11 protein-coding genes are annotated in these 13,247 nt (G+C 34.1%); 7 read left to right on the top strand and 4 right to left on the bottom strand.

All coding sequences use genetic code 11. From position 1 onward, the window contains the following. Positions 1 to 230: 230 nt before the first annotated feature. Together AVL50_RS14285 and AVL50_RS14280 are read left to right on the top strand one after the other, a co-directional pair. Positions 231 to 1,484, top strand: a complete 1,254-nt coding sequence (locus AVL50_RS14285; RefSeq protein WP_062617163.1) for a hypothetical protein — start codon at positions 231 to 233, stop codon at positions 1,482 to 1,484. Positions 1,485 to 1,945: 461 nt separating this feature from the next. Further along, complete coding sequence (locus tag AVL50_RS14280; RefSeq protein WP_062617162.1) at positions 1,946 to 2,392, top strand: hypothetical protein; 447 nt, start codon at positions 1,946 to 1,948, stop codon at positions 2,390 to 2,392. A gap of 292 nt (positions 2,393 to 2,684) precedes the next feature. On the opposite strand, the gene AVL50_RS14275 is transcribed toward AVL50_RS14280, so the two are convergent. Beyond that, positions 2,685 to 4,724, bottom strand: a complete 2,040-nt coding sequence (locus tag AVL50_RS14275) for a M13 family metallopeptidase (protein ID WP_062617161.1) — start codon at positions 4,722 to 4,724, stop codon at positions 2,685 to 2,687. Between the two features lie 63 nt (positions 4,725 to 4,787). Continuing rightward, positions 4,788 to 6,086, bottom strand: a complete 1,299-nt coding sequence (locus AVL50_RS14270) for a hypothetical protein (protein WP_172826846.1) — start codon at positions 6,084 to 6,086, stop codon at positions 4,788 to 4,790. Positions 6,087 to 6,231: 145 nt separating this feature from the next. Here AVL50_RS14270 and AVL50_RS14265 point away from each other — a divergent pair, with 145 nt between their 5' ends. The 3 genes from AVL50_RS14265 (at position 6,232) to AVL50_RS14255 (ending at position 9,525) form a co-directional block, all read left to right on the top strand. Then, positions 6,232 to 7,104, top strand: a complete 873-nt coding sequence (locus AVL50_RS14265; protein ID WP_062617159.1) for a prephenate dehydrogenase/arogenate dehydrogenase family protein — start codon at positions 6,232 to 6,234, stop codon at positions 7,102 to 7,104. A gap of 130 nt (positions 7,105 to 7,234) precedes the next feature. After that, positions 7,235 to 7,993, top strand: coding sequence for a tetratricopeptide repeat protein (locus tag AVL50_RS14260; RefSeq protein ID WP_062617158.1), 759 nt, complete (start codon positions 7,235 to 7,237; stop codon positions 7,991 to 7,993). 266 nt (positions 7,994 to 8,259) lie between these two features. Continuing rightward, positions 8,260 to 9,525 (top strand): RluA family pseudouridine synthase, encoded by a 1,266-nt coding sequence (locus tag AVL50_RS14255; RefSeq protein ID WP_253764286.1) that lies wholly within the window; start codon positions 8,260 to 8,262, stop codon positions 9,523 to 9,525. Positions 9,526 to 9,585: 60 nt separating this feature from the next. On the opposite strand, the gene AVL50_RS14250 is transcribed toward AVL50_RS14255, so the two are convergent. Together AVL50_RS14250 and AVL50_RS14245 are read right to left on the bottom strand one after the other, a co-directional pair. Continuing rightward, positions 9,586 to 10,179, bottom strand: coding sequence for a YtfJ family protein (locus tag AVL50_RS14250; protein WP_062617157.1), 594 nt, complete (start codon positions 10,177 to 10,179; stop codon positions 9,586 to 9,588). Positions 10,180 to 10,447: 268 nt separating this feature from the next. After that, a complete protein-coding gene (locus tag AVL50_RS14245; RefSeq protein ID WP_062617156.1) occupies positions 10,448 to 10,642 on the bottom strand; it encodes a hypothetical protein in 195 nt (64 codons plus the stop codon). A gap of 237 nt (positions 10,643 to 10,879) precedes the next feature. On the opposite strand from AVL50_RS14245, the gene AVL50_RS14240 reads away from it, so the two are divergent. Beyond that, complete coding sequence (locus AVL50_RS14240; protein WP_062617469.1) at positions 10,880 to 11,809, top strand: ABC transporter ATP-binding protein; 930 nt, start codon at positions 10,880 to 10,882, stop codon at positions 11,807 to 11,809. Between the two features lie 4 nt (positions 11,810 to 11,813). After that, entirely contained in the window at positions 11,814 to 13,136 is a 1,323-nt protein-coding gene (locus tag AVL50_RS14235) for an ABC transporter permease (protein WP_063850714.1), read from the top strand. Positions 13,137 to 13,247 lie beyond the last annotated feature (111 nt).

The following is a 13,247-nucleotide window of genomic DNA, read 5'->3' as shown; positions in this document are numbered from 1 at the left end:
TCTCTCCTTGTTTCGTATTACAATAACCAATAAATTGTGAAATGCTTTCAACAATCTATTCAGCAAACTAATTTTTTAAGGATAGACGTCATTGTGTTTATTCAACGTTCAAATGCAATCTTCCCTTTGGTCGATATGCAGATAATAGGTGGCTAAATTCAATTATAAAAATGAAAATCAACCTCATAAATATTATTCTGTTTTTTTCTATTTGCAATTACTCGTATTGTATGAAAATTATATATCCTAATCAATTTGAAGTTGAGGTTCAGTTATTACATGAAACCCAGCTAAATGAACTTTTAAAAGTTAATAATGGCAAAATACATGAATCCTTAAGTAAGGAATTGACAGCTCGGACTTATTCTATAAGTTCAGACCAAATTATTATTGAGTTCTATGATAAATCAGGAGTATTATTAAAAGGTGAAAAAGATTTTAATAACCTCAAAAGAGTAAGATTCATTAAAAACAAAGTTGATTTTCTCAAACCCAGAATTTCATACTATATACGGTTATCTGAAAAAGAAGCAGATGATTTAATAAATCAACTTGATGGAAAGCACTTGACAAAATATAAAGCTGAATTTGAAGAATACTTTGGATTTAAAGTTTTTCAATTATCAAATGGTCAAGTGATTATAAGATATAAAGATGAGTCAACATTATATGAAAACTTGCATGCTTTAGCATTTGATAATAGAGAGGTTTTAAATATTCATTATCCTAATGGGTATGAATCAGGTAAAGAGGAGTTTATAAATGGTATACTTCCAATTCAATTCAATGTCAATAATTATATCGTTTACCCAAATGATGCGGAAAAAATCATAAAAACGCATGAGTTAATTAAGATAAAGGAAAATATCAAATTTGATAATAATTTCAAGAGTATTCTGTATAATTCCCCCAAAGGATATTTAATCCTAATAAGTGACTTTGAACAGTTGAATGTTGCTGGGACTGCTAAAATCGGAATAGGTACAGCACATATTTTTTACACTATGGAAAGTTTTACAAATGAATACGAAAAAAAACTTAATTGGCGAAATGAATATGAAGCAAACCCTGAATTAAGAAGAGGAGTCCATATTTATAAGGATTTATCGGAGAAGTACGGAAGGGACTATCCAAATCATACAATGGAAGAACTCAAAAAACTTCCTGCAATTCTAAATTTTGACTCGACTTATTTGAAATTTGACAAAACATGTATTTCAATCCTGTCTGAATCTATTAAATGGAATTATGGAGGAGATGAGTTTCTAAACCAAATAATTCATCCAATTTTATCATATATAGGTGAATATTATAAATCTAAAAAGAGAGGTGACTGGAATATGAAATTAGATGGAGAAGGAAAGGTTTGGGAGCCTTGGTTTGTAAACTCAGAAGGGAAAGAACTTTTTGATATAATAAACTTATACAAAGACTTTCATGAAGCTGAATATGGAATTCCTATGGTTGAATTCTACATCCAGTAAATAAATATTACACTGTATATGAGAGTCTTACTTTTTATAATAACTATAACCAGTTTTTATTTTTCAATTTTTACGATTCAAAAACAACATTAACTATCATGGGTTAGCATGTGAATTTTTAGATTCTACGAAGATTTCTAAAGATTCTATTCTAGTCTATCACAGTTATTATGATAGACCAAATAGTTATGATGAGGAGTCTGAAGTTTTTTGGACAAAAGAGCTTGGTTTATTAGGAGTGTATAATTCAGGAGGATGGAGGTCTTTACTATTAGTGGATTATGAAATTGACTCTATTAATATGAAAGATCGGTTATATAACTATATTATTGAGAGGCACAAAAAAAAGAAATTTAAAAAGTAGCTAATATCAGCTAAAAACAGCAAGTCTGGACCGATGTGCCCTCGCTCGCAGTTCAGTAACTTCGTTATGTAGAGAATAAGTGAAAATAAAGAGGAAGATGAAAGAAGAGATTCTATTTATAAGTAACCTGATTGACATTGATTCTGGACATATTCAGATTAATAAAAAGTTGTTTTATTATAAAATGAGTTTTGAAGAAGCACTCAACCAGTCTGGAGATTTTAAACATGAAACATTAGACTATAATAACGGCTACAAGTGGATTAATTTAAAAGAGGTTGAACTATCTGGTGCCTTTTTTCATTTTAATTTATGTTTCAAAAATGATCAGCTTGATTCTATTGACTTTGGATTTTCTTTACTTGACGAATTAAAAAAGACATGGGCAGATTGGACTGAAGGAAATGAACAAAGGAAAAAGGAATTATACAAAAGGTGGTTAACTGATAATCTGAGCCCAAAAAGAAAATTCAAATGGGGTAAGATTGAAACATATTATGATCCAAAAGGCGGAACAGCTGGAATTATGATAAAATATAAATAGTGAAAAGCACAACACTGTAAAGATCTATAGATTAGACTGTAGTAAATTCAAGTGCTGTAGCTTCGTTTCAACTTTCATGTAACTTGAGAAGAAAGTGATAGGAAATAGGTTACTGTTCTAATAAGCAACGTAATTAAAGTATAAAAACCACAAAAATTGAAGACTTTATAAAAAGTATAAATGACTGTAATCCTAAAAGTAGACATTCCATTTCGTTACGAACTTTTTCTAGATTACTTTTCCTATCATTTTAGCCAAGATGTACTTGAATCAAGTATTAGAATCGCATTCTTTACCAAATCTGTACTCTATCTTCTTCTTTCCTCCACATTCCATCATGTTCATGCACATCAAAAGCTTCATAAAATGGCGTGAAATTAGAAAGAGGTCCATTTACTCTGTATTCTCCTGGAGGGTGAGTTTCTGTCATTAATTTTTGACGTAGCACTTCAACACGAGTTTTAGATCTCCAAAGTGTAGCCCATGAGATGAAGAAACGTTGCTGAGGCGTGAAACCATCAATTTTTGTGACGTTCACATTCGCCCCTTGAGTTTGTTCTAGTGCATGATAAGCCATGGCTAAACCGCTGAGGTCTGCTATATTTTCATTTAAAGTGAGATTGCCATTGATGTTAATTCCAGGCAGTGGTTCATAACGATCAAACTGATGAATGAGCTTTTTAGTTCTTTCTTTAAAAGCAAAATAGTCTTTAGAAGTCCACCAGTTTTGTACATTTCCTTCAGCATTATATCGTCTGCCTATATTATCAAAACCGTGAGTGATTTCATGTGCAATTACGGCTCCAATCGCTCCATAATTAACGGCGTCATCTGCTTGGTAATGGAAAAATGGTGGTTGAAGAATTCCAGCCGTCACTACAAACTCATTATAGAGTGTATGATAATAAGCGTTGACTGTTTGAGGAGTGATAATCCATTTTTTCGTATTGCTTCCGCTATTAAAAGCATCAATCTTTTTCTGGAAAAGCCATTGATTAGATAGAATCACATTCTCATAATAAGACTTGCCCAATTTTAAGGTTGAATAAGAGGGGAACTTATCAGGATAACCAATTTTTATGGTTAAACTGTTTAGTTTCTGCAATGCACTTTCTTTGGTTTTGGAGTTCATCCATTCAATATTCTGAATATGTTCCTCAGCAGTAAGCAAAATGTTATCAATCATTTTCTTGACTTTGATCTTTGCTTCTGGAGGAAAATATTTGGCAATGTATAATTCACCGACAGCAAAGCCTACCGCTTTATTGGTTGCTTTTAATACCGCTTTCCATCTTTCGGGCTGTTCCAGAAGTCCATCTCTTTTTTTTCCAAAATACCTAAAATCTTCCGTAACAAACTCATTGGATAAGTAAGGTGCCGCATGATGTAAAACCCTCCACAATAAATAATTTTTCACCTTAGAAATACCATTCTTAAGAATAATAGCATCAATACTCGAGAAATAGGTAAGATTGGTGACAATGACGGTGTCAGTCTGAATACCAATTTCTTTATTGTATTGTTTCCAAACTAATGACTGGCAAATATCGGTGAGTTCTGGTAATGATTTAAGATTGTAATACTTTTCGTTGGTGTGATTTCGAATAGAAATATTGTACTGTTCAGCAATATCTTCTTCAACAGCGTAGGCACTGCTAGCTATGGTAAAAGCTTGCTCTTGAGTATAGCCCAATAATTGAAACATTTGCTTTATATGGTCCACATATTCCATTCTCATGGTAATGGCATTGGAATCTTGCAGTGCATAAAAGACAGTATTATGTATGCTGATTCCTGAAAGCTCAAGGAACAGACTTTGTTTATTATTTCTATAGGAATCTTGGAATATGGTCGGCTTGAAGAAAGGATGAATACCTTTGGTGTGCAGTTGTGTGATTACTTTTTGAAGATCGAAAAAATTCTCAATTGCAATAATTTCTCTGAGAATAGGGCGGACAGGATCCGCTTTTAATTTTTCAATCTTTGAAGTATTCATACCTTCATTAAAAAATGAGAGGGCTTTGTCTGTATTTGAGTTTTTCCCATAATTCCCTTTCTGGAGAGTAGATTCCAGTAATGATTTTATCCTTTTATCATTTTTTAATCTTAATGCAGAATAATTGCCCCAAGTACCTCTGTCTTTGGGTATAGGTTCCTTGTTCAGCCAATTTCCATTTACGTATTGATAAAAATTGTCTTTTGGAGAAGTGAGTGTATCAAAATCACTTAAATCAAAAAAGTGTGAAGGATGAAATTGTTTACTTTGTTCTTCCTCGCAGGAAAAAAAACAAAGTATAGGAATGATTAATATGAGATACAAAGTTCTTTTCATACTTCTAAAATACAACCTGAATTGAAATTATACTTTTATAGAAGTAAAAAAAGCGTTGTTGTATTATAAAACTAGACTTAAAGTCTTTCTATAATACCATTCTTTGATGGCCATAGCACAGTCTCTAGCCGATGCAAAAGAATCTACCGTGATATCCCTGAGGTCATTGGAAGCCTGCATTAAAAATACTCTTTGGGAAAGAATATAGGAGATATAAATAGTAAGGTGTTTTCCTTCAATCGCCAATTCTATAAAGCCATCTAGTTTGTTGCCGTTCGAAAACATTTTAGTAATATCTGTCTCAATGCCTTCTTGCAACAAGTATTCTTCCAGAAGAAAGAGATTTTGTTGCTGTACAATGGCAGAGTTTCTGATTCTCATCTGAAATTTATGAAGAGAGTCATTGATAGCTGTGGCTGAGTATGTTTGTTCTAAAACTTCTTGTTGATGAGTAAGAACATACAGAGGCTCATGAATATCTTCTAAAAAGTCAACATTGATGGAGAGTTGATGGAACCATTGTGATTCCCATTCCAGAAACAATGGAGAAGGGACAATACCTGATACATCAAAAGTATTGTGCCATATATTATAAAAGAAAGCTTCGTTTTGGATCAGCTCAAGTTTTGTTTCATTTAGCTCTCCTGCAATTTTTTGTACCGCTCCCAACTTTTGACGAAGAATAGCATTTGTTGATTTTTCAGGCTTGAATTGGTCCCATTCCCGCCATGTATAATCTTCCCAATCAAAGAAGTAAAGATTATTCAGACGTTTTTTATAATCAAAAACGGAGTCTTCATCTAACACATAACCAGGATAATAGAAGCTTTTCTTGGTCATCTGTGCATACTCTATTTCAAGGAGCATGGTAGTGATACCCAATGATTGTTTGCTATACTCTGGAGCAAAAAGGGCCAGAATACTGCAGATAGAATCTTTGCCTAGATCCATAAAAGAAATGGCGGCAATCTTTTTTCCATCGAGGATCTGGAGTTCCCAAGTTTCAAAAGGGGACTCTTCATTGCCTTCTTCAAGAAAATAGTTCTTCAGAGAGGTAGGAGAATTTGGAGATTGGAAACGGCCTTTATGTTCAGCATACATTTTTTCTTTTTCCTCTGTAATTTCCAAAGGCTGTATTTTTACTTCATATTGGCTGTTTTTGCGTATTAGTTTTCTTTGGCTTTTTGAAAACTTAAAACCGTCAAGTGCTACACGTATGGGCACGATGGAGTAGACATGATTTCTGAAGTAAATCATCTCATAGCGAGACATCATTGGTCCATCTCTAAACCAAGCCTCTTCTAAATACTCATCTAATGTCTCACCTGTACAGTCTACAGGCATAAAATAATCAAAAGTCATCGTCATTTCGCCACTTCACGTTGCTTCTACTCCCAAATAAAAAATGAAATACGTACTTTTGCATGACGAATGCAAAAAGAATCTCGTTTGAATCTTCAAAAATGAAGTAATTTTAACGAATATATAAAATCTGAGTGAGATAATTGTGGAACTAAACAAGCAAAAAATAGGAGTTGTTGGTGGTAACCAAGGATTAGGGAGCTGGGTTGTGAAATTTTTCAGAGCACAGGGAATCGAGACAAGGTTTTCATCAAGGGGAAAAGAAAGTGAATTTGAGTCGAATAGACAGCTTGCAGATTGGGCAGATATTGTGATCCTAGCAGTGCCTATCTCAGCGATGTCTAATGTGATGGAAGAAGTATTCCCATCATTAGATGATAAATATTTGGTCGATTTATGTTCAGTGAAAAAATTTGTGGTGGAGAAATATAAATCTCTAAGACAAGTCTATTCTGAAGTATTGCCAAGATATCTTTCTATTCACCCTATGTTTGGTCCTTCAATCAAAAGCTTTGATGGAAACGTTGTCTTGTTCAATCATGTAGATGGGGCAGAGGACTTGGCACAAGCTTTCAAGGAGTTTTTTACTTTTCATAAAGGGATTGTAAAAGATGTTGAATACATCAAGCATGACAAGCAAATGGGATTAGTGCAAGGCCTAAATCACTTCAATGTTTTCGTTTCAGCCAAGACAATGGCAAGATATAACGAAGACTTTGAAGATATTAAGAGTGTTGCTTCCCCTCCTTACAGAATTTTTATCGTATTTTATACTCGATATGTCATGCAGAATCCATTGCTATATGCTGACATTCAAATGAGAAATGAATTTGTGTATGAAGTTGTGCGAATTTTCAGAGATGAAATGAACAAACTGTTTGACATCATTCAGACAAGAGACAGAGATTCGTTTATCGATTACATCTCTGAGATGCAAGGGTTCTTCTCTCAAAATGAAGGGGATATTGAAGTCTCAAGTCACTTAATGCAAAAGTTGAGTGAAAGATTGGAAATGTAATACTCTGCTGTAAACAATTACACATTTTACATTGTTGTAAGTTTAGAAAAGATAAGAAATTATTTACTGCTTTTTTCAGAAGAAGGGAAAGGATAAAAATTGGGAAGTGAAGTTCACTTCGTAAATAGATATGGAAGAATATAGTCAAGGTTTAGAATTGATTAAAGAAGGTAAGTACACAGAAGCGGTGTCTTACTTTAATGCTGTATTAAAAGAAAACGACAAGAATGTTGGAGCTTTCTACCACCGATCAGTGGCTCGTTATAAAATGAAAGCTTATGATGGTGCATTAGGCGATATCAACAAAGCGATTAACCTTCAGCCATTGAATGCAGACTTTTTTGCTCATAGAGGAATTGTATTGCATATGCAGGGTAATAGCAAAAGAGCTATTCTTGATTTTGATAAAGCTATTCAGATAGAACCACAAAATCCTTTTAGATATTCAAGCCGTGCGTTTGTAAAGGCACATATGAAAGATACTAAAGGGGCTATTTCTGATTATGAAAAAGCAATTGAACTGGACCCTGAAGATGCAATTGCACATAATAATCTTGGTTTGATACAAGAACAAACTGGGGCTTGGGACAAAGCACAGGAACATTACAAGAAATCCAATGATCTTGTAGGTTATGAAGGTATTGACCCGGAGAAAAAAGAAATCACAGAGCTTCTTGAAGACTGGAAAGAGGAGAAAGCAAAGCAAGAAGAAGAGCAACGTCAGCTGATTCAGGAAAAAGCGGCGATTTCAAAAGCTCAAATGGAACAGCAACAAGCAGTTGGTGGTTTTTGGGGAATTGTAAAGAGCGTTTTCACTGATAAAGCCGTTTTTCAAGAATTTGTTGGTTTCATCAAAAACGGATTTAAATTACCAAATCAGGATAAATAAGTACATTGGAGTACGACTACGGAAATTGATTTATTCACGCCAATTAATTGAATTCAAGTAAGAAATCATTTTGCTTTTTAATTAAAGAGTTAAGGGAACTTTTATAATTGGAATGTAATCCTTTATATTAAGTAAGAGTATTGTGTTATGAGATGTACAAATTGACGGTTTTACTCTCACAATGATAACTTTCAAAGCATTAGATCAACACTCTTTCTTAGAACCAATTAGAGTTAACCTTAAACAAAACTTGATTATCAAAAGAGATGAGCGGAACAAGCAATTACGTTAAAAAAGAAGAAATTAATCATCTTAATGACGAAGAAATGTCGAAAAAGAATACCTCTCAGGAAGAAGTAAAAGATTCGGCAAACTTACTGCCTAATAACACTACTGGAGACGATAGTACCGTTTCTAATCCATCAGCTGTTCATGAAGATCAGACTTCTTCAAAAAAAGAAGAAGAGGAATCTGAAGATTTCTATTACAGACCAGAGGATTTTAATCTCACCGAAAAAGATTTACAATCTCTAAACGAGTTTGATGAGCTTCGTATAGAAGTAGATCCCAAACAGACAGCATTGAGAATTGATAAGTTCTTGGTAGATAGAATTCCTAATCTCTCAAGAAATAGAATTCAAAATGGCTTAAAAGAAGGACACTTCTTGGTGAATGGCCTGCCTGTAAAACCGAACTATAAAGTGGCGGCAGGTGATGTAGTGATGGTTTTTATGCCAAAACCAAGAGCACAAGAAATTGAACCTCAAAACATTCCTCTTGATATTCTATATGAGGATGAGGATTTATTAATTGTCAATAAAAAGCCAGGGATGGTTGTACATCCAGGTTTTAATAATACATCAGGCACATTAGTCAACGCCCTTTCTTATCATTTCAAAGACCTTCCTACTTCTTTTAATGGAAGTGATAAACCAGGTTTGGTTCACCGTATTGATAAGGATACTTCAGGTTTGTTGGTAGTAGCCAAAACAGAGCACTCTTTAACGCATCTTGCAAAGCAGTTTTACGATCACACCATCGAAAGAACTTATAATCTTTTGGTTTGGGGTACTTTTCCAGATGAAGAAAAGGAGGGGACAGTGAAGTCTTTGATTGGCAGATCTGCTCAAGATAGAAGAGTCTATACTGTACTTCCAGATGATGCCACTTATGGAAAGCATGCCATAACACATTACAAGGTTTTAAAAGATATGCGCTATGTAAGTTTGGTAGAGTGTAAACTGGAAACAGGAAGAACACATCAGATCCGTGTTCATATGCGTCATTTAGGGCATCCTTTATTTTCAGACGCCATGTATGGAGGCGATAAGATATTGAAGGGTGTGAGCACAGGGAAATACAAAACATTCGTTGAGAATAATTTCAAGATCTGTCCTCGTCAAGCATTACATGCCAAATCTTTAGGTTTTGAGCATCCAGTTACAGGAAAGTGGATGCAATTCAATACAGAAATTCCACAGGATATGCAAAGGCTAATCCGAAGATGGGAAGACTTCTTAAGATATGGTTAAAAAAGAAAAGCCTCACATATAAGTGAGGCTTTTTCTTTTTGAGAAATATATGATAATGGACTATAAAGCAAACTGAGCCATTTCCTCTTCAGTATATTTATGTGATTCTGAAACATTGTTTTTGATTTCATTAATCACAAAATCTACTTCTTCTTCTGTCAATTCTCCTGCTTTCCAGAACAATACCGTTCCATCAGCATCCACTAACAAAATTGGAAATGTATTATTACAATCTCCTGTATTCCAAGCGTCTTGAATAAAGCGTTTAGGGTCAGTAAGAATCAATGCATCCGCTTCTTGTTTCGAACGCTTTCTTACTTGACGTGTCATAAAACGAATAATTCCGTTAGGATAAGGAGAATCTGCTAGGTTAACAATACCATAAGCTAAATACTCTTCTTCTGGGAACTTCCATTTTTTTACTTCCTCAATGAAATATTCATTTTGTGAAGGTTTATCTGGATCAGGATAAAAGATTAATGTTACTTTTTCTCCTATACCTGGTGTTACCGCATCATTGTTATTCAAATCACGGATATCCACTTTTTCTATTTTGTCACCTCTCTTTAAAGTGCTTTTTTCTTGAGCTTGAACAGAAATAGTTGTGAAAGCTATTAGTACAAAAGAGATAGAAAGTTGTAAAATCTTTTTCATGAGTTTTTTTCATTTAATACAGTTTTAGTAACGGAGCTATTTTGTTTGGAGTTGAACTTATTTATATTTATTAAGTGACTCAAACTGTGGATATGAATAAGAAAAGATCGTTTTGTATTATGTTGACATCGAGGAGGTGTTGATAATTAATAGGTTGTAAAGACAGTCTTAAATCACCTTTGCTCAAACAAAAAAAGCCTTCCCGTGCTGGAAAGACTTTTATTGCGAAATACTAAGATAAATCGTTAGATATTATCTTAATCTATAATTATTCATTGGTGTTTTTGAGTTTCTTATCAAAAACATTTTTGTTCAAAAATTCATTGAGTTGATCTACAGTGTAAGAGCTTTCGATTTCTCCAGAACTGTTAATCTTGATGTCAAAGCCTTCTAATTCTCGATTGACTTTAGGCTTAGCTTCTGTACGCTTAAAGTGATAGCGCGATTTAATTGATCTAATCATAATAGTTAAAAATTAGGTTTAAATAAATAGTAGTTGCGTCTTCTAAAAAGACTATGATAGTAGGTTGTGCTTTATGCACTTATTGGATCATTAAGCTATTGCAATTTACTGAAAATGCTGTAATTGAGCTAGTTGATGTACAGAATTCAGGATCTTTCAATAAAAATAGGTCGTTTAATAGAATATGTCTTATTTTGCGTACAATTAAATCTTACAAAATTAATACTATACCAAAAATTGAATATATTAGAAATCAGGGGTGTAACGAAAAAATACGCTAATCATACCGCTTTGGATAACGTTTCTTTGACAGTTCCCAAGCAATGTATCTATGGTTTGCTTGGACCTAATGGAGCGGGAAAAACGTCTTTGATTCGATCAATAACTCAAATTATCTCATTGGACGAAGGAGAAATCTATTTCAATGGACACCCATTACAACCCGAGGATGTATTAAGAATGGGCTATTTGCCTGAAGAAAGAGGACTCTACAAAAAAATGAAAATAGCGGAGCAGATCATTTATTTAGCTCAGCTTAAAGGCATGTCTCTTCACGATGCGAAAGCCAAAACAAAATTCTGGCTGGACCGCTTGGAGTTAAAACCTTGGTACAAGAGCAAAGTGGAAGACCTTTCAAAAGGAATGCAACAGAAAGTGCAATTTATCACTACTGTGATCCATGAACCTAAATTATTAATATTAGATGAGCCTTTTTCTGGTTTTGACCCGGTCAATGCACAGTTGATTAGAGATGAAATTTTCCGTTTAAGAGATTTAGGTTCTACTATTATTCTTTCTACACACCGAATGGAATCTGTAGAACAGCTCTGTGACCGCATAGCTTTGATCAATAAGTCAAAAAAAGTATTGGAAGGAACACAATTCGATATTAAGAATGCTTATAGAAATCATCAATTTGATTTAATCACAGAAAAGGAAGTGTTGATCAATACTACTCCTCATTCCGTAATTTCACCATCAGAAAAAGAAATGTACGGTTACAAACAGACATTAAGGCTTATTGATGCCTCTCCCAATCAACTTCTTGAAGAAGCAGCAAGCCAAAGCACAATTTTAGGTATGCAGGAAAACATTCCAAGTATGCATGATATTTTTATCGAGGCGGTACAAAACGGGAATATTAAAACGACTTCTGAACAGCAATAAACATATGAACAAAATTCTATTAATAATTAAAAGGGAGTACTTGACCAGAGTGAGAAAGCGCTCTTTTGTAATCATGTCTATTTTAGGACCGTTGTTGATTATTGCTTTTTATGGAATCATTATATGGGCAAGCATATCGGATGGCGATCAAAAGGAAATTGCAGTGGTGGATGAGTCTGGTCTTTTTGAAAATGATTTTGACCACAATACCTCCTCTTTTAAGTTTCTGAGAATTTTTGGAGGGCTTGATCATGGTAAGGAACAATTAAATAATGGAGAAATTGATGGATTTTTATTTATACCAAGAGATTTTTCTATCAATAATACAAAAGGTGTTGTGCTTTTTGAATCCAAAGGGTTGGGGGCTAAAGCAGTCTCTGAATTAGAACAAAGGATTCTCAAAAGGGTAAAAGAATTGAAGCTTCCACAGTTAGGTGTCACTGAAGCAGAAATCAAAGCATTAGACCAAGCCATTCCCATTAGAACAGTGAGTTTGACAGGAGATGGTGAAGAATCAGATAGTAATGTAGGAATTTCCAGTATTATGGGAATTGTGGGAGGATTGGTGATTTATTTCTTTGTCTTTATGTATTCTACCATGGTGATGAAGGGAGTTTTAGAAGAAAAAACCAGCCGTGTGGTGGAGGTGATTGTTTCTTCTGTAAAGCCATTTCAACTGATGCTGGGGAAAATTATAGGTGTTGGAGCTGTTGGTTTGACACAATTATTTTTGTGGATTGTATTGGGGGTTGTGGCTGTAAGTTCGTTATCAACTTTTGTAGATGTGCCCTATGATCAGTTTGAACAAACAAAAATGGCACAATTAGACAATAATATGCAGGCCCAAGTAGAGCAAGTGGAAATCGATAAGATCACAGAGCTTTATTATTCTATTGAAAGTTTTGATTTTGCAACAACCACTTTAGTATTTATCTACTATTTTGTTTTTGCTTATTTGATGTATTCTTCATTGTTTGCCGCCATTGGAGCAAGCGTAGACAATGAAACTGACTCACAACAATTTATGTTGCCTGTGACTATGCCTTTGATATTGGCGATTTCACTTTCTGGAGGCGTAGTATCTGACCCGCAAGGGTCAATGGCCTTTTGGTTGTCAGTAATTCCTCTGACTTCACCTGTTGTGATGATGATAAGATTACCTTTTATTGGTTTCGGTACTGAAGTTATTATTTCCATGGTGACGCTTCTTTTTGGTTTTATTGGAGCACTTTGGGTAGCAAGCAGAATTTACAGAATTGGTTTGTTGACTTATGGTAAAAAGCCGACTTATGCAGAAGTTTTCAAATGGATGTTCAGAAACAATTAAACAAAATGTTTAATTACTAGGACAGAAGAAAAGAGAACAATTTTGGGTTGCTATTTTTTATTCTAATCGAGGCAGATTTGCAGAGCATAGCCCTGTTACGCGATAAAAATC

This window comes from Flammeovirga sp. SJP92 (assembly GCF_001583495.1).
Taxonomy (GTDB): domain Bacteria; phylum Bacteroidota; class Bacteroidia; order Cytophagales; family Flammeovirgaceae; genus Flammeovirga.
Note: the sequence above shows the minus strand (reverse complement) of the source record. Positions and strands in the feature narration are given on the sequence as shown.

Excerpts from the sequence above, each read along its gene's own strand:
- AVL50_RS14285 (WP_062617163.1), top strand. The coding sequence starts at position 231 with ATGAAAATTATATATCCTAATCAATTTGAAGTTGAGGTTCAGTTATTA.
- AVL50_RS14280 (WP_062617162.1), top strand. The coding sequence starts at position 1,946 with ATGAAAGAAGAGATTCTATTTATAAGTAACCTGATTGACATTGATTCT.
- AVL50_RS14275 (WP_062617161.1), bottom strand. The coding sequence starts at position 4,724 with ATGAAAAGAACTTTGTATCTCATATTAATCATTCCTATACTTTGTTTT.
- AVL50_RS14270 (WP_172826846.1), bottom strand. The coding sequence starts at position 6,086 with ATGACTTTTGATTATTTTATGCCTGTAGACTGTACAGGTGAGACATTA.
- AVL50_RS14260 (WP_062617158.1), top strand. The coding sequence starts at position 7,235 with ATGGAAGAATATAGTCAAGGTTTAGAATTGATTAAAGAAGGTAAGTAC.
- AVL50_RS14255 (WP_253764286.1), top strand. The coding sequence starts at position 8,260 with ATGAGCGGAACAAGCAATTACGTTAAAAAAGAAGAAATTAATCATCTT.
- AVL50_RS14250 (WP_062617157.1), bottom strand. The coding sequence starts at position 10,179 with ATGAAAAAGATTTTACAACTTTCTATCTCTTTTGTACTAATAGCTTTC.
- AVL50_RS14245 (WP_062617156.1), bottom strand. The coding sequence starts at position 10,642 with ATGATTAGATCAATTAAATCGCGCTATCACTTTAAGCGTACAGAAGCT.
- AVL50_RS14235 (WP_063850714.1), top strand. The coding sequence starts at position 11,814 with ATGAACAAAATTCTATTAATAATTAAAAGGGAGTACTTGACCAGAGTG.